The organism is Dongshaea marina (assembly GCF_003072645.1).
GTDB classification, from domain to species: Bacteria; Pseudomonadota; Gammaproteobacteria; order Enterobacterales; family Aeromonadaceae; genus Dongshaea; species Dongshaea marina.
The window spans coordinates 4284766-4304614 of the sequence record NZ_CP028897.1 but is presented as its reverse complement, the minus strand read 5'-3'; the positions used below and the strand labels follow the sequence as shown (position 1 = coordinate 4304614).

16 protein-coding genes and 1 pseudogene are annotated in these 19849 nt (G+C 52.7%); 8 read left to right on the top strand and 9 right to left on the bottom strand.

Annotated features, from left to right (window positions below; genetic code table 11):
• Positions 1-10 precede the first annotated feature (10 nt).
• A complete protein-coding gene (locus tag DB847_RS20090) occupies positions 11-709 on the top strand; it encodes a TSCPD domain-containing protein (protein WP_108652287.1) in 699 nt (232 codons plus the stop codon).
• 51 nt (positions 710-760) lie between these two features.
• Here DB847_RS20090 and DB847_RS20085 read toward each other — a convergent pair whose 3' ends face one another.
• On the bottom strand, positions 761-1981 hold the full coding sequence (locus tag DB847_RS20085) for an MFS transporter (RefSeq protein ID WP_108652286.1): 1221 nt from the start codon (positions 1979-1981) through the stop codon (positions 761-763).
• Between the two features lie 266 nt (positions 1982-2247).
• On the opposite strand from DB847_RS20085, the pseudogene DB847_RS20080 reads away from it, so the two are divergent.
• Positions 2248-3632: pseudogene (locus DB847_RS20080) on the top strand (PhoH family protein).
• A 99-nt stretch (positions 3633-3731) separates the two neighbouring features.
• Here DB847_RS20080 and preA read toward each other — a convergent pair.
• The 5 genes from preA to DB847_RS20055 all read right to left on the bottom strand — a co-directional run bounded on the left by preA (position 3732) and on the right by DB847_RS20055 (position 9171).
• On the bottom strand, positions 3732-4946 hold the full coding sequence (preA, locus tag DB847_RS20075; protein ID WP_108652285.1) for an NAD-dependent dihydropyrimidine dehydrogenase subunit PreA: 1215 nt from the start codon (positions 4944-4946) through the stop codon (positions 3732-3734).
• 3 nt (positions 4947-4949) lie between these two features.
• Complete coding sequence (locus tag DB847_RS20070) at positions 4950-6206, bottom strand: FAD-dependent oxidoreductase (RefSeq protein WP_108652284.1); 1257 nt, start codon at positions 6204-6206, stop codon at positions 4950-4952.
• A gap of 397 nt (positions 6207-6603) precedes the next feature.
• Positions 6604-7236 carry a substrate-binding periplasmic protein gene (locus DB847_RS20065; protein ID WP_108652283.1) on the bottom strand — a complete coding sequence of 211 codons (633 nt, stop codon included), beginning with the start codon at positions 7234-7236 and terminating at the stop codon, positions 6604-6606.
• A gap of 224 nt (positions 7237-7460) precedes the next feature.
• On the bottom strand, positions 7461-8714 hold the full coding sequence (gene mtr, locus DB847_RS20060; RefSeq protein ID WP_108652282.1) for a tryptophan permease: 1254 nt from the start codon (positions 8712-8714) through the stop codon (positions 7461-7463).
• Between the two features lie 25 nt (positions 8715-8739).
• Entirely contained in the window at positions 8740-9171 is a 432-nt protein-coding gene (locus DB847_RS20055) for a GNAT family N-acetyltransferase (protein ID WP_108652281.1), read from the bottom strand.
• Positions 9172-9334: 163 nt separating this feature from the next.
• Here DB847_RS20055 and rraB point away from each other — a divergent pair, with 163 nt between their 5' ends.
• Positions 9335-9682, top strand: coding sequence for a ribonuclease E inhibitor RraB (gene rraB, locus DB847_RS20050; protein ID WP_108652280.1), 348 nt, complete (start codon positions 9335-9337; stop codon positions 9680-9682).
• Between the two features lie 65 nt (positions 9683-9747).
• Here rraB and DB847_RS20045 read toward each other — a convergent pair whose 3' ends face one another.
• From DB847_RS20045 to pepA, 3 genes are read right to left on the bottom strand one after another with little or no spacing between them, the layout of a single operon-like run.
• A complete protein-coding gene (locus tag DB847_RS20045) occupies positions 9748-12603 on the bottom strand; it encodes a valine--tRNA ligase (RefSeq protein WP_108652279.1) in 2856 nt (951 codons plus the stop codon).
• Between the two features lie 32 nt (positions 12604-12635).
• Complete coding sequence (locus tag DB847_RS20040; RefSeq protein WP_108652278.1) at positions 12636-13076, bottom strand: DNA polymerase III subunit chi; 441 nt, start codon at positions 13074-13076, stop codon at positions 12636-12638.
• A 6-nt stretch (positions 13077-13082) separates the two neighbouring features.
• Positions 13083-14594 carry a leucyl aminopeptidase gene (gene pepA / locus DB847_RS20035; RefSeq protein WP_108652277.1) on the bottom strand — a complete coding sequence of 504 codons (1512 nt, stop codon included), beginning with the start codon at positions 14592-14594 and terminating at the stop codon, positions 13083-13085.
• A 218-nt stretch (positions 14595-14812) separates the two neighbouring features.
• On the opposite strand from pepA, the gene lptF reads away from it, so the two are divergent.
• From lptF to DB847_RS25810, 5 genes are all read left to right on the top strand, one after another.
• Complete coding sequence (gene lptF, locus DB847_RS20030; protein WP_159084767.1) at positions 14813-15898, top strand: LPS export ABC transporter permease LptF; 1086 nt, start codon at positions 14813-14815, stop codon at positions 15896-15898.
• Complete coding sequence (lptG, locus tag DB847_RS20025) at positions 15891-16958, top strand: LPS export ABC transporter permease LptG (RefSeq protein WP_108652275.1); 1068 nt, start codon at positions 15891-15893, stop codon at positions 16956-16958. Before lptF ends, lptG begins: the two co-directional genes overlap by 8 nt.
• A 597-nt stretch (positions 16959-17555) precedes the next feature.
• Positions 17556-18167: a peroxidase gene (locus DB847_RS25205; protein WP_199911641.1), complete on the top strand. Its 612-nt coding sequence runs from the start codon at positions 17556-17558 to the stop codon at positions 18165-18167.
• A 6-nt stretch (positions 18168-18173) separates the two neighbouring features.
• Positions 18174-18968: an XRE family transcriptional regulator gene (locus DB847_RS20015; RefSeq protein WP_234418447.1), complete on the top strand. Its 795-nt coding sequence runs from the start codon at positions 18174-18176 to the stop codon at positions 18966-18968.
• Between the two features lie 80 nt (positions 18969-19048).
• A complete protein-coding gene (locus DB847_RS25810) occupies positions 19049-19300 on the top strand; it encodes a hypothetical protein (RefSeq protein WP_234418446.1) in 252 nt (83 codons plus the stop codon).
• Positions 19301-19849: the final 549 nt, after the last annotated feature.

The following is a 19849-nucleotide window of genomic DNA, read 5'->3' as shown; positions in this document are numbered from 1 at the left end:
GACTAGAATTATGGCAAGAAAGATCGACAGTAAGATCGTTTCTTACAAGGTAAAGGAGGCTGAGACCGCTCAGCCAGCAAAAAATGATGAAATCGATGATAACAAGGTGATCCAGATGCATGAGACGGTTCAACGTCCCGAGCACCTGAAGGGGACCACCTACAAGCTGAAGACTCCGGAGCATATCTCGGAGCATTCGCTGTTTATCACCATCAATGACATCATCCTCAATGAGGGGACCGAGCACGAGACCCGTCGTCCGTTCGAGATCTTCATTAACTCCAAGAGTCTGGAGCACTATCAGTGGATCGTGGCCCTGACCCGGATCATCTCGGCGGTATTTCGCAAGGGTGGGGATATCACCTTCCTGGTCGAAGAGCTGCGCTCCGTATTCGATCCCAAGGGTGGCTATTGGAACAAGGGTAAATATGTTCCATCTCTGATCGCCGAGATTGGTAACGTCATTGAGCGTCATCTGACCTATATCGGGATGCTGGGTTCAAACGATGATGAGCACCGTCAGCAGTACCTGAAGCAAAAGCGTGAAGAGCTGGCAGCTGCTGAAGCTGCCGAGGCAGAGGCCGAAGAGGAGGCCAGTGATAGCTTCCCGCCGAATGCGACTCTCTGCTACAAGTGTCACGCCCGAGCGGTGATCCAAAAAGATGGTTGCATGACCTGTCTGAACTGTGGCGATTCCAAGTGCGGTTAATCTCATAGCTCAATCATAAAAAAGGCGCTTTAAGCGCCTTTTTTATTGCCCTTATCCCGAAATTTGCGGCGCTGGCTGCAACTTTTTGATTTTTCTGTGTGCCAATGCAAAGAGCAAGGTCGCTAGCACCGCCAGGCACAACAGGACCTCACCAAACACCCGGGCATTTGAGTGGGCGAGCAGCACCGAGGTTTGCTGACTCAGCAGGCTGGAGAGTGAGAAAGACAGAAAATACATAATGGAAACGCCGCTGGCCTTAAAGGGCGTTGCCTTGATCCCCAACACCGAGCTATTGGTACTAACCAGCCCATGCCCCATAAACAGGATAAAGCCCGCAATAGAGAACCATAGCAGCAGGTGTGAGGCCTTGAGCCAGTAGCACAGAACCAGCATCAGGCAGCCGCCAACCAGCATAGATAGCCCGCCATAGGTGAGCCTTGTCGCCGTGGCTGCCCTGCGGGTGAGATGATTACTGACAAAACAGCCCGCCGCGACACCACTGGTGATGAGTAACATCAGGATGCTGAAGTGAAGTTGGGTCAGGCTAAAGGGTTCGATGATCACCAGCGGAGCCAAGCTGGTAAAGATGCAGTAGATACATACGGTGCAGACAAAGGTCAGGGTGCACAACAGGTATGAAGCATTGCCCAGATTATGCCGGTAGTTGCGAAGGAGTCGCAGCATCGATAGGCAGGCGCTATCTTGTTGCCGTGGTGAAGGCAGGCGCTTGATGAGGGGGAGCAGGGCCAAATTATACAAGCCACTGGCGATCAATAGCCCGGCGGGCCCAACCAGTTTACCCAGCAATCCCCCGAGAAAGATGCTGATGCAGGGAAGGAAGGCAAAGGTAAAATAGACGGTTCCGAGAATTCTTCTCGCCTGTTGCTCCTCAAAGCTTTCATTGATGAGGGTGGCCACGATCACACTGCCACCGGCTCCGCCGAAGCCAATGATGAAGCGCGCCAGGTTCAAAAGCTCGTGAGAGCGGGTAACTGTGGCAATGATAGCCATCACCGAGCCTGCCAGGGAAAACAGCATTGCGTATTTCAGGGTGGTCAGGCGTCCCAGCCGGTCCGCCAGTATTCCATAGGGGAGCTGCCCCAGGGCGTACCCTAAGAGGAAGAAAGAGAGCAGCTCGGCCGATTGGGTTGATGTCAGCTGTAGCAGGCTGGCGAAATCACCCAGGGCGGGGGTGATAAACAGCATGCTGACCATGGAGAAGCTCATCAGCAAAATGAGCGCCATGTACTGGCGCAGGGTCAGGGATTTCATCTTGGGCAGTGGAATACACAGGGTCGATAACAGATCAGTGTACGCCTCGAGCTGTGGGAAGCAAAGGAAGAGACTCCCGGGTCTGTCGCCACAAGTCAGATGAACTTCAACCCTTGGCTGATAATCCTGTGAGGCAGGACTATTTTTTGCGCTCCTGGCTTGCTTCGGATCGGCCTTCGTCGTAGCGTAGAGATAGGCGTGGTTATCCTGGGATAAGATGTACAGAAATTGCGCAACTTAATATCTTCGACACTGGGAGTGAGCCTATGGATGGCAAAGTGCGAAAACTCTTTATTCTGGACACCAATGTTTTACTTCACGAACCCCTCTCTATCTACTCATTTGATGAGCATGATGTTCTGATCCCGATGACAGTGCTTGAAGAGCTGGATCGGATCAAAGACAGACAAAAAGATGTCAGCCGGGATGCAAGGGTAGCGATTCGCTCTTTGGAGGATGTATTCAGCGATGCCGAGCCGGAAGAGATCGCCTCGGGGGTACCTCTTCTTAAAGATCAGACCGGAGAGACTGAGCTTGGTAACATCTCTATCTTTGCCGATCATCAGCTGCCCCTCAAAGAGGAGCAGTTTACCGACAATGGCCCCGATAACCGGATTATCAATGCAGCCATCTTCTTGCAAAACCAAAATGTAAAACGCAAGGTGGTGCTGGTTACCAAAGATATCAATATGCGGCTTAAGGCCAAGGGAGCCGGACTTAGATATGTTGAGGATTATCGCTCGGATCAGCTGATTGATGATATCAACCTGCTTGCCAAAGGTTACAAGGATTTTGAGGGAGACTTCTGGAGCCGGATTGGCGACTGCCAGAGCGAGTCCGAAGGGCGCCACACCATACACACGGTTGATAGCAAGGCCCTGGAGGATACCTATATCAACACCTACCTCATCGATGAGAGCGAGAGGTTTGCCGGCAGAGTGATGGCGAAGCAGGAGGATAAGACCAGCTTTATCGATCTTGGACGGGAGCGGCTGATGGCCCGCCATGCCTGGGGATCCATCCCAAGGATATCTATCAGGGAATGGCACTGGATGCCCTGCTCGATCCCGAGATTGAGCTGGTGATCCTCACCGGTCCGGCCGGAAGTGGTAAGACCCTATTGGCGATGGCGGCAGCCCTGGAGCTGGTCATCGAGAAGAAGGTCTATGAGCGGGTCATAGTGACTCGTAACACCCCGGAGATCGCTGAGTCGATCGGCTTCTTACCAGGTTCAGAAGAGGAGAAGATGATGCCTTGGCTGGCATCGATCACCGATACCCTGGATGTGTTGCATCAGCACGATGAGTGCCCCGATGGCTCGCTGAACTTTATTCTCAACAAGGCCAATATTCAGTTCAAGTCGGTTAACTTCATGCGCGGGCGCAGCATCCAGAATAGCTTTGTGCTGCTGGATGAATGCCAGAACCTCACCGCCTCTCAGCTCAAGACCATCATTACCCGCTGTGGAGCTGGCACCAAGCTTATCTGCTCGGGTAACCTGGCACAGATAGATAGCAGCTATCTGTCGCCCGTGACCTCGGGTCTGACCTATATCGTTGAGCGTTTTAAGGACTTTGAGGGCAGTGCTAACGTCTTCCTGCAGGGCGTGGTACGAAGCCGTTTGGCCTCCTTTGCCGAAGAAAACCTCTAGAGATCAGCGAGAGACAAAAAAGGGTCAGCGACGGCTGACCCTCTTTATTTTTACTCTGAAAGACCAGCTATTGTTCCCGGCCTTCAGAATCTGACTCTCTTAGCAGGCTTGCTTGCTGATCACTTCTCCGGGAGTAATACAGCCCGCCACGGGACAGACATTCAGGCACAGATGGCAGCCCGGACACTTGGCCTTATCCAGGGTTGGCTTGCGGCTTTGATGATCCCAGTGGATCGCCTGGTGGGCACCATCCTGACAGGAGAGGTGGCACTGGCCACAGCCGATACATGATTTGTGATCAAAATGAGGATAGATGATCCGATCCCGGTTGAGCTCTTCGGCAGCAACCGTGTTCTGCAAAGACAGGCCAACCATATCCTCAACCCGTTCAAATCCCTTATCCTGCATATAGTGGCTGAGTCCGGATTTCAGGTCTTCGACGATCCGGTAGCCATGCTCCATCACCGAGGTGGTGACCTGCAGAGTCCGTGAGCCTAACAGCAAAAAGTGAACCGCATCTTCCCAGGTATAGATCCCGCCCTGGCCACTAATGGGTAGTCTGAACTCGGGATGCTGCATCAGTTGGGCGATAAAGCGCAGGGCGATCGGCTTGATGGCGCGCCCCGAGTATCCGGAGATCGATGACTTACCCCGGATCTGAGGCTCCGGGGTAAAACTGTTGAGATCGATGCCGGTCAGGGATTTAACCGTGTTGATCGCGGCTATGCCATTGGCACCGGCTTTTTGCGCAGCCAGCGCCGGGATCTCCATTTGGCCGATATTTGGGGTCATCTTCGCCCAAACCGGCAGCGAGCTACCCCGTTTAACCGCGGCCGTGTAGCGTGCCACCAGATCATCATTTTGACCCACGTCTGAGCCCATGGCATCACTGGTCATCTGCGGGCAGGAGAAATTACACTCCAGAATATCCACCCCGGCCTCCTCACTGAGACGGGCCAGCTCCTGCCACTCCTGCTCATTAGAGCCCATGATGGAGGCAACCACCACCTTCTCTGGATAGTCTCGCTTGAGGCGAGCCAGCATCTCCAGGTTACGCTCCAACGGCTTGTCCGAGATCTGTTCCATATTCTTAAAGCCACTCCAGCCACTGCCATCACGCACATGGTCAAAGCGGGGGGAGACCTCATTGGCAATAAAAAAGCCGATGGTTTTGTAGACGACCCCGGCCCAGCCCGCATCAAAGGCCCGGGCGCACATCTCATAGTTGCTACTAACCGGGGAGGAGGAGAGGAAAAAGGGGTTCTCACAGCGAACGCCATTCATTTCGATTGATAGATCTTTAATTAGTGGCATTCCTTACCCCTCCATTGCCATCTGTTGTGAAGGCTCGCATTGAGCCAGGAACTGCATTAGTCGCGTCGCAACCTGCTTGCCATCGGCAACCGCATCCACCACGGTTCGACCGCCGTGGGCCAGATCGCCGGCAATAAACAAGCCCCGGGTCTCATCGGCTTCGACCGGGTGGCGGGCCGTCTGTCCGGTTGCATCGATCAGCAGATCACAGCTGATGCTAAGCTCTGCGCCTTCAAGCTCCCTGTGGGTATGGCGATCCTGCCACTCGATAAACTGCCCCTTGAGCGCAATCAACTCTCCATTATCCTCGATGAGCTCACTTAAGATGGCGTTCGGGATAATAGGGATCCCTAGCCGATTGATATGCGACTTTTCAGCCTGGGTGGCGGGCATCTCATTGATGCCGCGTCGATACAGGACGGTGACATCGGCGCCCAAGCGCTTGGCTTCGTTCGCGCAATCCATCGCAACATCCCCTCCGCCTATGACCACCACTCGCTTGGCAGTGGATCCGGTATTGGTTGCTGTGCGTTGTTGATAGAGGAAGTCGACGCCGGCTAGTACCTGAGCCGATTCGCTGACCACGGAACGCATCGGTTGCCACAGGCCACTGGCGACAATCACAGCCGCATATTGAGAGCGCAGCTCATCGAGGGTGATATCTTCACCAATTCGGGTACCGTAGCGGATCTCGACCCCACATTCGGCGATAAGCGCCACCTCACGCTCGATGAGCTCTGCGGGAAGGCGTGATGCTGGGATCCCATAACGTGTCCAGCCTCCGGCTTGCTGCTGCGCTTCAAAAACCACCACCGGATGTCCGGCCAATGCCAGGGCGCGGGCGGCACTCAGGCCTGCCGGGCCTGCGCCTATGATGGCGACCGACTGTTTATCCTGCTTGATTGGCTGACAGATCTTGATTTGGCACTCATGTTCATAATCGGTGAGCACCCCCTGGATCATGGCGATATCAACCGGGCGATCCAGCCCGGAGCGGCTACAGCCCTTTGCACAAAGCTTTTCGGTCGGGCAGACCCGGGCGCAGACTCCCCCCAATGGGTTGTTTTCACGAAGGGTTTCGACGGCTCCCTTGAGATTACGAAAGCGTAGCGAGCGAATAAAGCGAGCTGGCTCGGCTGCGGCAGGGCAGCGTTTGCTGCAGGGAGCATCGTGACACAGCAGGCAGCGGTGAGCTTCCTGCTCGGCATGATTGAGCTTTTCACCTAAAGAGAGCGCTCTTTGGTTTGAAGATTCATCCATAGCATTGATTTCCTTATTTTTAGAGTAATATCCGGCAGCACCTGAGGGAGGTTCTCAAGAGCGGATGTTCCTTATCGCTCAAAAATCTCAGCCCCTACCTGCGAGCCAAGCTGAAGACTCAGGCATAGATATGGGGAGTGTGTTTGAGTAGGCACCCATCTTGGAATAGTGATACCGGCGCCTGGTCTGTTTGCTCTGATAGGTGAAGGTCGATGAATCATCCTGATCGGCGTACATCATGCCTGCTCCATCTGGCACTGCCGAGCCGGACTATAGATAGAGACCATACAAATAACAAGGATAATCAGGGCGAATTTAAACGGATGGCAAAAAATGAGAATTACATCACATCAACAGCCTGTCATCGGGGATGGCAGCAAAGGATAGTCCCGGGTTATTAAGGAGTGCTCATCCCTCCTTTGCGGTATAGAAGGCGAAGCTCATCGACTCGCCCGGACTTTTTAAGTGCCTCGAGCCCTTGGTTAAAGTCGTTGATCAGCTTTTGTGCCTGAGATGACTTTTTGCTGAGCAGCAGGTAATGATGGCTGAGAACCACGGGTTTGGGGTGATTCGTAAATAGCAGTTCGGCATTTTGGTAATGGCGGTTGAGGGTGTAGTAGCCGACATCAAAGCTTTCAATGGTGAGATCGACTCTTCCTGAGAGCAGCAGATCAAAGCACTGCTTGAGGCGGTTGACAAAAATCACCTCAATAATCCCTTCCCGGGCAGCCTGATAAAAAGCATCATCATAGGTATAGCCGCGGATTGCAGCGACTTTTTTACCTTTGAGATCCGAGTAATCCTGCCAGTCAAAGTTCTGTCCCTTAAGGTAGAACCAGACCATCCGGTACTCCATGATGGGATCGCTGTAGATATGTTTCAGGGCGCGTTCTACGGATGCTCCCCAGGGAACCGTTCCTGTCACTACACCCTCCTCTGAGAGCCGGTAGGCCCGACTCCAGGAGGTAAACATATAACTGGGTTTTACATCCTGGGTAGCGAACGCCTCATCCACAATAGCCCCAAACATGCCATTACGCTGAAGGTGCTTCGAGGTGAAGGGGGGTACTCTCCGATCGCAAGAGTGATAGCCTGAGCCTGTAACAGGGCGCAGTTGAGCAGAAGCAGCATTCCCAGAAGAGCTTTTCCCATGACAGCACACTCATGTGGGTTTCCCCAAGAGTATAGTGAATCTGTGCTTTCATGCCCCACTGGTCCTATCGGGCAGTGGGGCTTATGGAAGGCTTAAGGCGATCAGGCGCCAAACTGAGGCAGCAGGCCAAACAGTCCCAACAGGTGGCAGAGGATCACCAGAACTCCATAACCAAAGACGATCACCAGGGTGAGTCTTCCGCCCGGGGTACGAAATTGGGGGTTACCAAACTTGCGACGACTCTTGATTGCCAGCAGCACCGGAATGATCACTGCCCAGCCTGCGGCGGCCAGCGCAGCAAAACCTATGGCCAGCAGAAAACCATTCGGCCAGATCATCGCGCCTATCAGGGGAGGGGCGAAGGTAATCACTGCGGTTTTGAGGCGGCCAAGATGACTGTCATCAAACTTAAATAGATCGGCAATATAGTCGAAAAGGCCCAGGGTCACCCCAAGAAACGAGGACGCCACCGCCAGATTAGCAAAGATTTGCAGCAGGATGTTCAGATGGCTCTGTTTTACCGTCTGACCCAGTGCAGCCAGCAGTACATCCATATTGCCACCGGCGGCCATGATCCCCCTGAAGGTGTCACGAGGCAGGTTTCCCAGGGCGCTGAGCTGCCACAGGAAGTAGAAAAACAGCGCCATCAGGCTACCTAGTAGCGCGGCACAGGCGATCTTCTTCGGCGCTTTGCCGTAATATTTCATCAGGCTTGGGATGTTACCGTGGTAGCCAAAGGAAGCAAGGCAAACCGGGATCGCAATCAGGATATAGGGAGCATAGTGAGCCGTGGGGTCGCTATTATTCAGCAGTACCGGTAGCTTGATGTTGTAGATGAGTCCTGCCACCGACATGAAAAAGGTGATCACCATGGCTCCCAGCATGATGGTGGTGATCCGATCGACCGCCTTAGTGGAGAGATAAACAATCAGCGCCAAAACACCGCCAAACAGCAAGCCTCCGACCTGGTAGAGAACAGGGATCCCCAGCAGGTTTCCAAGGGTAAGAGCCGTGGTGGAGCCTCCCCCCGAGATATAGGCATAGGTCAGGATATACAGGACAAAGGCTACCAGGGCCCCGGTGATGATGCGTCCACCATGTCCTAGTAGATCCTCTGTCATAGTGTCGAAGCTGGCCCCGATCGGATAGTTGAGGTTGGCTTCCAGGATCAGCAGGCTGGAGGAGTACATCAGCAGCCAGGTCAGGGCCAGGATTAGTAGTGAGTAGAAAAACCACATCCCTGAGGTCATCACCGGCAGGGTAAACATCCCGGCACCGACCGTGGTGCCTGCAATTATCATGGCACCGCCCAACAGCGAGGGCGAGCGCCCTTTGGCGGTGAGATCTTGACTCATTGAACTCTCTCCATTGTGTAACTTGTCAGTGCAGCTTATCTTTGCCACGTTGCTCCATCAGTTGCGACGGAGATGCAACCGGGGCAAACCCATATTGAGAGTAAAGCCCATGGGCGTCGGTTGTCGCCAGTGAGATGTGACGGAGCCGCTGGACCGAAGGATGTTGCATGATGCACTCCATCATCCATTTACTCAAGCCTTTCCCTCTATGTTCCTCCAGGACGAAGAGGTCGGTCAGCCAGGCGAAGGTGGCATAGTCGGTCACCAGCCGGGCGAAGCCAATCTGGTTTTTCTGAAAGTAGAGGCCAAAGCACAAGGATTGCTCGATGGCCAGTGCCAGGGTGTCAGGCTCAATCCCCTGACACCAGGGGGCGTCTTTGAGAAAGTCATAGATCATCCCTTGTTGCAGAAGGGTCTTATCGGTCGAGAGGTGGTAGTCAGATTTAGTCCATCGCATGGGTTGCTCCTGGTGAAGAAAAGAATCGATGAAATAATGAGCAGCACCCATGATACATCAGTTTAAAGGCTGCGGAATGTGAAGGCTTGCAAAGTGTCAGGATTGGCTTATGCTTGCAGCAAAATGTATGGCTCTTTCGTGAGCGCAAACCGGAGATGAAGTGATGAGTGAACAGATGGAACAGTGGCGTGATGAGTGTGAAGATATCATCGAAGAGCTACTGGAGGATGGTAGCAACCCGGACGCACTCTATACCATCGAGTACCACTTTGCGGCTAAGTCTGAAGAGCCAGCCTTGCAGGCTGCCGAGCAGCTGTTTACCGCGGGATTTGATGTCAGTGAAGTAGAGCTTTTCGAGACCGACGAAGGGGAGGAGCTGTACTGCTTTGATATCTATGGGGAGAGCGAGCTGGATAGCGACTCGATCCTGGAGCCCCTGCCCAAGATGCTGGAGATCGCGGCTCAGTACGCGATTGAGTATGATGGTTGGGGAACCTACTTCGAAGAGTAAGCTGTTAAGACCCGAATAAAACAAAGCCCTCAGATGAGGGCTTTGTTGTTTATGGCTGCTAGCGATTAAAGAGCGGCGATGGTTTGCTGCTGCTCCTTGAGCTTAAGTTCAGCCTGAGTCAACTCCTCAAGCTTGGCCTTCTCTTTGGCGACCACGGCCTCAGGGGCGCGGCTGACAAACTTCTCGTTTGACAGCTTACCCCGGATGCGACCAATCTCAGTGGCGGCTTTCTCAAGCTCTTTGGCGATACGAGCCAGCTCTGCATCCTTGTCGATGAGGCCTGCCATCGGCAGCAGTAGCTCCGCTTCCCCCAGCAGGGCGGTGACAGAGGCCGGAGCCTGCTCATCAGCACCAAGCAGTGTCACAGAATCGAGCTTCGCCAGTGCCTTGAGGAAGGTTGCATTGCTTTCAACTCGCTGGGCAGTCGTGGCATCATGGTTGCGCAGCAGCACCTCAAGAGGCTTACTTGGCGCAATATTCATCTCAGCGCGGATATTGCGTACGTTGACGATAAATTGCTTGATCCACTCGAGATCGACCAGTGCCTTCTCATCATCCTGGCTGGCGTCATACTCAGGATAGCCCTGCAGCATGATGGTGTCGGCCTCGATACCTGTGAGCTCAGCTACCTTCTGCCAGATCTCTTCGGTGATAAATGGCATGATGGGGTGCGCCAGGCGCAGCAGGGTTTCCAGAGTCTCAAGCAGGGTATGACGGGTGCCGCGTTTTTGCGCGTCACTACCGTTCCACAGAACCGGCTTGGTCAGCTCCAGATACCAGTCACAGAACTGGTTCCAGATAAACTCATACAGGTGGTTTGCCGCCATATCGAAGCGGTAGTCTTCGATCGCCTGGCGAACGTCACGAATGCAGTGCTGCAGCTTGGCCTTGATCCAGCGATCCGCCAGTGAAAGCTCAAGCTCACCGCCATTAAAGCCACAATCTTCACCCTCGGCATTCATCAGCACGTAGCGGCTGGCATTCCACAGCTTGTTGCAGAAGTTACGGTAGCCATCGAGACGGTTCATATCCCAGTTGAGATCGCGCCCTGTGGTAGCCATCGCCATGAAGGTGAAACGCAGTGCATCGGTACCGTGGGCCTCGATTCCCTCGGGGAAGGCCTTACGAGTCCGTTTGGCAATTTTTTCAGCAAGCTGTGGCTGCATCATATTACCGGTGCGCTTTTCGACCAGGTTATCCAGCTCGATGCCATCAATCATATCCAGAGGATCCAGCACGTTCCCCTTGGACTTGGACATCTTGTCGCCATTTTCATCACGGACCAGGCCGTGCACATACACAGTCTTGAAGGGGACCTGCGGCTTGCCGTTTTCATCCTTGATGAAGTGCATGGTCATCATGATCATCCGGGCAACCCAGAAGAAGATGATGTCAAAGCCGGTCACCAGCACATCGCTGGGGTGGAAGGTCGCCAGATCCGGTGTTTTTTCTGGCCAGCCCTGGGTAGAGAAGGTCCACAGCGCCGAGGAGAACCAGGTATCCAGTACATCTTCATCCTGGTGCAGGGCGATCTCATCACCGAGCTGGTGCTTGGCACGAACTTCCTGCTCGCTATGACCTACGTAGACCTTACCTTCGTTGTCATACCAGGCCGGGATCCGGTGCCCCCACCACAGCTGGCGGGAGATACACCAGTCCTGGATGTCGCGCATCCAGGCAAAATACATGTTTTCATACTGCTTGGGTACGAACTGGATCTCGCCATCTTCCACCGCCTTGGTGGCAACCTCGGCCAGAGGTGCGGTGCGCACATACCATTGGTCGGTCAGCATCGGCTCTATGATGACGCCGCCACGATCGCCGTAGGGCACAGTCAGGGCGTGATCTTCAATTTCAACCAAGAGATCCAGGGCCTCAAACTCTTCGACGATCGCTTTACGCGCAGCAAAACGCTCCATCCCCCGGTATTTTTCCGGCAGCACATTGGAGTAGAGATCCGATGGCTCACCCTTGGTGGTAAACACCTCGGCGCTGTCGCGGATGGTTGCATCAAAGGTCAGGACATTGATCATCGGCAGCTGGTTTCGCTTACCTACTTCATAGTCGTTGAAGTCGTGAGCCGGGGTGATCTTGACGCAGCCGGTGCCTTTTTCCATGTCGGCGTGCTCGTCACCGACGATCGGGATGCGACGATCGACGATCGGCAGGATCACATGCTTACCGATGAGATCTTTATAACGTGGATCTTCCGGGTTCACCGCAACCCCGGTATCACCCAGCATGGTTTCCGGACGGGTGGTTGCCACCACCAGGTAGTCTTTGCCGTCCGCTGTTTTGGCACCATCGGCCAGCGGGTAGCGCAGGTGCCACATGTGGCCCTTCACATCGCGGTTTTCCACCTCGAGATCGGAGATGGCGGTTCGCAGTTTGGGATCCCAGTTCACCAGGCGCTTACCGCGATAGATAAGATCTTCTTCATAGAGGCGGACAAACACCTCCTGAACAGCCTTGGACAGTCCCTCATCCATGGTGAAGCGCTCACGCTCCCAGTCTACCGAGGCACCCAGGCGGCGCATCTGGCGGGTGATGGTGCCACCGGACTCATTTTTCCACTCCCAGATCTTATCGATAAAGGCGTCGCGTCCCAGCTCTTTGCGGCTGGGCTGGCCTTCGGCGGCCAGCTTACGTTCAACCACCATCTGGGTTGCGATCCCCGCGTGATCGGTCCCCACCTGCCACAAGGTATTTTTGCCCTGCATCCGTTGATAGCGGATCAGGGTATCCATGATGGTGTCCTGGAAGGCGTGACCCATGTGCAGGCTGCCTGTCACATTGGGAGGCGGGATCATGATGCTATAGGCATCCTTGCTGGTGTCGCCGTGTGGCTTGAAATAGCCCTGTTGTTCCCAGCGCTGATACAGCTGCTGCTCAATAGCTTGTGGATTAAAGGTTTTTTCCATGGTTTCGAATCTGTAAAAGTGGGGGTGACGGCCTATTGGCCGGGCTGGATCACGTCCAGTTGCATACCGAGTTGGCGATAGCTTTTATAGCGTTCGCGAGCCAGCTGTTTTAAATCTTCATCAGCTGGGACGAAATCTATCACATGTTCAAACCTTGCAGCAAATGAGGGTACCTCCCGGGCAAGGTTGATCAGTACCGAGCGGCTCTGTTTCGGGGCGTCCCAGATGATCTCGACCGGTGCCTTCTGTCCGGGGACCTCATCCTGAAGCTGGTGGGGCACAAACAGATCGGGATCAAGCTGCCACAGCGCCTCATCGATCTGCTCGGCGGTTGCGCGGTCATCACACAACAGATAGAGCCATTTGCCCTGCTGGTAGAACTGGTTGGCGAGGGTGCAGGCTAAAGCATAGTGAGCCGGGATTGCTCCCGGCTCACTGCTATCGCTTAATACATGAAAGCTGGCTTTTTTCATGGGGCCTTAGCTATCGTTACTTTCATTGTTGGCACGATTAATCAGGAACTGGCTCAGCAGTGGCACCGGACGGCCGGTGGCGCCCTTATCTTTGCCGGACTTCCAGGCGGTACCGGCAATATCCAGGTGAGCCCAGTTGTATTTCTTGGCAAAGCGGCTCAGGAAAGCGGCCGCCGTGATGGTACCGCCGGGACGACCACCGATGTTCGCCATGTCGGCAAAGGAGCTGTCCAGCTGCTCTTTGTACTCATCGTACAGTGGCAGGCGCCACGCCTTGTCGTCCGCCTGCTCGGAGGCATTCTGCAGCTCGTGAGCCAGCGGGTTGTGATTGGACAAAAGGCCCGAGGTGTGATGACCCAGTGCAATCACGCAGGCACCGGTCAGGGTAGCAACATCAATGACTGAATCCGGGTTATAGCGCTCGACGTAAGTCAGGGCATCGCACAGCACCAGGCGGCCTTCGGCATCTGTATTGAGAACTTCCACCGTCTGACCGGACATGGTGGTCAGGATATCTCCCGGGCGGTAGGCATCGCCATCAGGCATATTCTCTGCTCCGACTAACACCCCGATGACATTCAGAGGTAGGTTAAGCTCGGCCACCGTGTTCATCACGCCCAGCACCGCAGCGGCGCCACACATGTCATACTTCATTTCATCCATCGCCTCGCCCGGCTTCAAAGAGATACCACCGGCGTCGAAGGTCATCCCCTTACCCAGCAGGACGATCGGCTTGGCATTGGGATCGTTTGCGCCACGATAGTCGATGATACTCATCAGACCTTCGTTTTTCGCGCCGCGTACCACCGCCAGGTAGGAGTTCATTCCCTCATCGGCCATCTGCTGCTCATCGATGAGAGAGACAGAGATCTTGTCATGCTTCTCGGCAAGTTCTTTGGCCTGCTCGCCCAGGTAGCTTGGATTGCAGTAGTTAGGTGGCATGTTCGCCACATCGCGACAGATCTTGGTACCGTAAGCCACGGCAACGCCATGCTGCACCGCTTTTTCACCGACCGACAGTTCACGACGGGTTGGTACATTAAAGACAATCTTCCGTAGCGGGCGGCGCGGCTCTTTCTTACGGGTCTTAAACTTGTTGAATCGGTAGCGGGAGGCCTGGGTTGCTTCGACCGCCTGACGGACCTTCCAGTAGATATCCCGGCCCTTGACATGCAGTTCGGTCAGAAAGCACACCGCTTCCATGGAGCCACTCTCATTGAGGGTTTCTATGGTCTTGGTGATAATCTGCTTGTACTGACGCTCATCCAGCTCTCGCTCTTTACCACAGCCAACCAGCAGCACCCGCTCACTCAGGACTCCGGGGACCTGGTGCAACAGCAGCATCTGGCCGGTTTTTCCCTCGAGATCGCCGCGGCGCAGCAGGGAGCTGATGTATCCCTCACTGATCTTATCCAGCTGTTCAGCGACGGGAGACAGACGACGAGGTTCAAAGACTCCAACAACGATACAGGCACTACGTTGTTTTTCCGGGTTGCCGCTCTTAATACTGAATTCCATTGACTCTCCTCGTTCGCTAAAGACAAAACGCAGTATTTAATAGATAATGTCGAGCTTATCAGGCTGAGAGCAAGCTTAGGCGATCGATAATGCTGGTGATCACCTACTTGCAATAAGCCCTGCAAGCTAGTTGGGGTCTATTTTTCAGTGAATTGGCTAAAAAAACAAGTTAAGTCTCGGAGTTAAAGGTGATCTTTGCCCGTTATTTCACAAAAGAAATGCTTAAATCCCAGGGTGCGGTTCTGCTGGTCCTGCTGCTGATCTTCCTCAGTCAGTACCTGATCCGTGTCTTGTCACAGGCCGCCGGAGGCGAGATCCCGGGGCAACTTATTGCTTCTATGGTGGCGCTGCGTCTGCCTGATATGTTGACCTGGGTGTTGCCGATCAGCTTTTTTATCGGGATTTTGTTCTGTCATGGCCGTTTTTATGCCGATAGCGAGATGACGGTGATGTTTGCGGTCGGGACCAGTCGCAACCGGATCCTCAAGCTGACCTGCCTGTTGGGCTGCCTGACCCTGGTATTGACGGCCGTATTTACTCTGTTTGTGGCGCCCTACACAGCCTATAAGCAGCAGGAGTTAGTCCAGGGCTTTAGGGACAACCCCGGAGCTTCCATTCTCAAAGAGGGGCAGTTTATGCCTCTTGGAAACGGTAAATATACTGCCTACGTTGAAAAGTTGACCGATAAGGGCAAGGGGATGGAGCGGGTGTTTATCCTGCAACAGGGACAAGCAAATCAACCGCCGGCAGTGATTGTGGCCGATACGGGCTCGGTGACCGCAAGTAAGGAGGTCTCAGGCCTGAACCTGATCCTGGATCAGGGGGTGCGCTATGCCGGACAGCCGGGACAAAGAGCCTTTGATGTCAGTAAGTTTAAAGAGTACAAGGTGTTGCTGCCGAGTAAAAAGACTCAGGATGTCGCACAGGAACTAGGCTCCAAGAGTACCCTGGAGCTACTGAAAGATCCGAGTGGCCAGGCCCTTGCCGAGCTACAATGGCGCTTTTCGGTTCCTTTGGCCGTGATTATTCTCGGCATTCTGGCGGTGCCTCTTGCCGAGGTGAATCCCCGTCAGGGACGCTATGCCAAGCTGCTGCCCGCAGTACTGGTCTACCTTGCCTACTTCCTGTTTTTGAGTAGCATGCGTTCGGCTGTGGGAGATGGGCGCTTTCCTGAGTTCCCCGGAATGTTCCTGGTGCCGATTTTGTTCGGCCTGTTGCTGGCTTTGCCTCTGAACATGCAGCATAGTCGCTGGTGGCTCAGAACCCGTACCAGGCTTAAGAAGGGAGGAAAGGCCAGTGTTTAATATTCTCGATCGTTACATTGGCCGAGTGGTTCTCTGGTCGGTGATGCTCTGTGATCTGACCCTGATCGGCCTGAGTGCTCTGTTCAAGTTTGTGGACCAGCTCAGAGATGTTGGTGAGGGGAGCTATACCACCTCGGTGGCGCTCTATTACACTCTGCTCAATGTGCCGAGCGATATCGTACAGTTTTTCCCGCTGGCGGCCCTGCTAGGTGGCCTGATCGGTCTGGGCTCTTTGGCTACCAGCAGTGAGTTGGTGGTCATGCAGGCATCTGGTCGCTCTAAGCTCAGCATAGTGGGAGCCGTGCTCAAGACCCTGATCCCGATGACCATAGTGATCCTGCTGATTGGCGAGTATGTGGCACCGGCAGCCAACCATCACGGGGATGATGTGCGAATTCAGGCCAGAAGTGGCGGCACCGTTTCTTTGTCGGCCTATGGGGTGTGGGCCAAAGATGGCCCCTCCTTTGTCAATATCGGCGCCATCGACCGGGAGGGGCAATTACACAATATTCGCCTCTATGATTTTAATCAGCAGCATCGCCTGAAACAGATTGTGGATGCTAGAACCGGCAGCTATAGTGGCGATCACTGGCAACTGTCAGGGATCACTGATACCAAGTTTGGTGGAGACAAGATTGAGGTGGTCACACGCAAGCAGCAGAACTGGTACTCCCAGCTCACACCAAAAAAACTCTCAGTGGTGACAATCAACCCAAGTGACATGTCGATTCGGGCCTTAACCAGCACCATCAGTTATCGGGACATGAATAAGCAGGATGCCAGTCAGTATAAGCTGGAATTTTGGCGAAAGATCCTCTCGCCCCTGACCATCATCGCCATGATGCTGCTGGCCTCTTCCTTTGTGTTTGGGCCACTTCGAACCATGGCGATGGGAACCCGGATCCTGATCGGTATCATCGCAGGCTTTATCTTCTATGTGATTGACCGGATCTTTGGTCCCATGACTCTCATCTACGGGATGCCGCCATTGGCCGGGGCCATCATCCCGGCGGCGATATTCCTGGGGCTCGCTTTCTATCTTCTGATGCGAAGGCAATAGATTGGGGGGATAGCAGTTGCTATCCCCCTTTTTTTGCCCTTCGGACCGGGATTCAACCCTATGGGTTGATGACCTGCGGTCAGCTGATTTGTGCCTGTGGCACAATAGCCACTGCCAAGTGGCGGCGGGTTAAGGAGAGAACGCCTCCCTCCTTAACAATCCTCCAGCGCCCCGAACCTCGCGGAATCCTCTGTGAACCTAACGATTGAAGCACCGAGCAGACAGTATGTCCCTATACTGGCTGCTCTCTCGAAACGTCCTGTTTCTCGACTCCAATCCTCTACGGCTCACCTCGGCACTCGCTCACGGGGAGGTCAATACCACCATTCTTCGGTTCAGATTATCTTTGACGTTTTTTCGCGCTAGTTAACAAGCACTTTTGCAACGTCAATGCTGCATGCAAAGGCAGAGTAGCTGTCTTGTATGTCCACTAGAGCTGTAAAGATTCCTTTGTAGATAAGGACAAGTTGACATATGTAACAATGGGTGCAAATTCGCATCCTGCTTGACAAAGCGAGAAAAACGCACGAAAATTTCATGGTGTTTCATCAACCTTGTCTTCTGCTACACCTTTCGATAATAAGGAAGAGTTTTACTATGAACCAACCATGGGAACTAAATCCAGAGCTTACAACTGACCGTCTCAAGCAGCTTGCATCCTTAATCCGCGAGGTCAGAGATTCCGTTGTTGATTTACATGACGAGGAGTTAGGTGACTCAGCTCGTTCAACTGGACTAAGAGCTTATGAATGCTGCCGAAATCAGATTATCAAAGCCTCCCAAAATAATCATGAATGGCCTTGGCTTGGTGTAGTAAAGGATGATGGTAGATTTACTTTCTCTATCGGCTCTGTTCCAATTCGCTTGTATAGAGGTACGCCAAATAGTCCTGAGGAGAGAAGGCTGATACCCTGCATTGAAGCAATGAGTCAGATGAGTCTATTGACTGTAGAGGTGGGTGATGCAGCTTCAATACTCTGGTTTTTTGCTATAGAAGTAGATGAGCTTCGCTATGTGGAGCGTGTAACATTTACTGGATACTTAGATGGTGCACAGGTTTCATGTTGGGAAATTCCATTGGATGAGAAAGTTGCAGCCTTCAGTGCACTTGACAAAGCCCTTCCTGAGGCAGTGCCAACTCAGAAAGCACCTGTCTCTATCAAGAATAAAGAGAAGGTGGAGCAAATTAATGGCCCGAACAATGGTTAGAATATTATGTCTATAGCATTTTACGGTGAACGGCTAAGGCTGGCTCGCTTATTAAATGGTTATACATTACAAGAGCTGGGGGATGCTGTTGCTGTATCAAGGCAAAGCATCCATCAGTATGAAAGTGATATCAGAGCTCCAGCTGATGATGTTTGGAATGCTTTAGCAGAATTTCTCCGAGTGGCGCCTAATTTCTTTGGGCTGCCACTTTCTGGTGATGTTAAGCCTGAGCAATGCCATTTCCGAAAAAGGCAGACAACTCCTGCGGGTGTGAAAAATCGAGTTCAAGCATATAGTACAACTCTTGAACAGCTTGTTACTGAATTACATAATTATTTAGATTTACCAGAAAATCGATTTAATTTAATTGACAATGATAAAATTCCTGAGCTAACTCCTCCTGTGATAGAGAAAATTGCAGAGGGCGCTCGAGTACGTTGGGGGCTAACTCCAGATGCACCGATAGACAATATGATTAATGTTGTTGAAAACCAAGGTGCAATAGTTACTTATTTTGATGGTGTTTCAGATAAAATCGATGCCTTGTCAGTAAATAGAAAGTACCCAATAATCATTCGTAACACTGCAAAAGAGAGTGTATGTCGGATGCGCTTTGATTTAGCTCATGAGTGTGGGCATTTAATAATGCACAATGGTCTTGAGACTGGTTGCAAGAAAACTGAGCGTGAAGCTGATGCATTTGCTAGCGCATTCTTATTTCCTCGAGAGTCCTTTGCTAGGGAGTTCCCTTCCTGTATTGCCGCTAGGGGGGGATTAACTGGAAGAAAGTATATAACTTAAAATCACGATGGAAAGTTAGCGCTAGAGCTATTATCTATAGAGCACACCACTTAGGCTTTATAAACGCTCAGCAATATAGAATGGCTAATGTATGGTTCAGCCAAACACGCCAAAATAGAAGAGAAAAGCTTGATGATCAAATTCCATTGGAAGTGCCTCATGTACTTGAAGAGAGTCTGATTATATTGAAAGACCACTTAGGTATTACTTTTGATATGATTTCTGAAAAAATAGGAATGCAGCCTGAATTTTTGGCTGAGATTCTATGTATTAAATATATATCCGATGATAGTGATGAAGCTGACAATGTAGTCATACCATTTAATTTTTGATTTCTTCACTATTAATTCCATCACATTTATGTGGTGGGATTTTATTATGGAGCACGACTCGCATGTCAAATATCCAAACCCTACCAAATGAATGTTTGAGGTCGGCCTCACTTAGGGCTTGGCTGTGGACTCTTCTTATATAAGAAACTGTCATTTTATAAATTGCTTTAGCGGTTATTGGAATCAACGAGAGTATTTATTGCCCCCATGATATTCGCTCCGAAGAATGGAGCGGATCTTTAAGGTTGAGGGATATGGCTATCACGAGTGCATCGCTAGGTCAGGGATGACCTGGCGATGCTGAACCTTAAAAAACAAGCCATTCCGAGGATACAAGCGAACTCCGGGGCGCTCCAGGAGATGTAAGAGGGTACGGGCGAGCTAACCCTCTTGCCCGCCGCCGCTCGGCAGCGGCAATTGGGGCGTAGGCACAACTCTCTTATTGTTATATGTCCGAGGCATGGATGCCGAGCATCGGAGCTTGATGGAGGGACTCATCACGCGTAGAGAGCTTTTGATTACTTTTGGCGGTACAAAAGTAATGTGCTG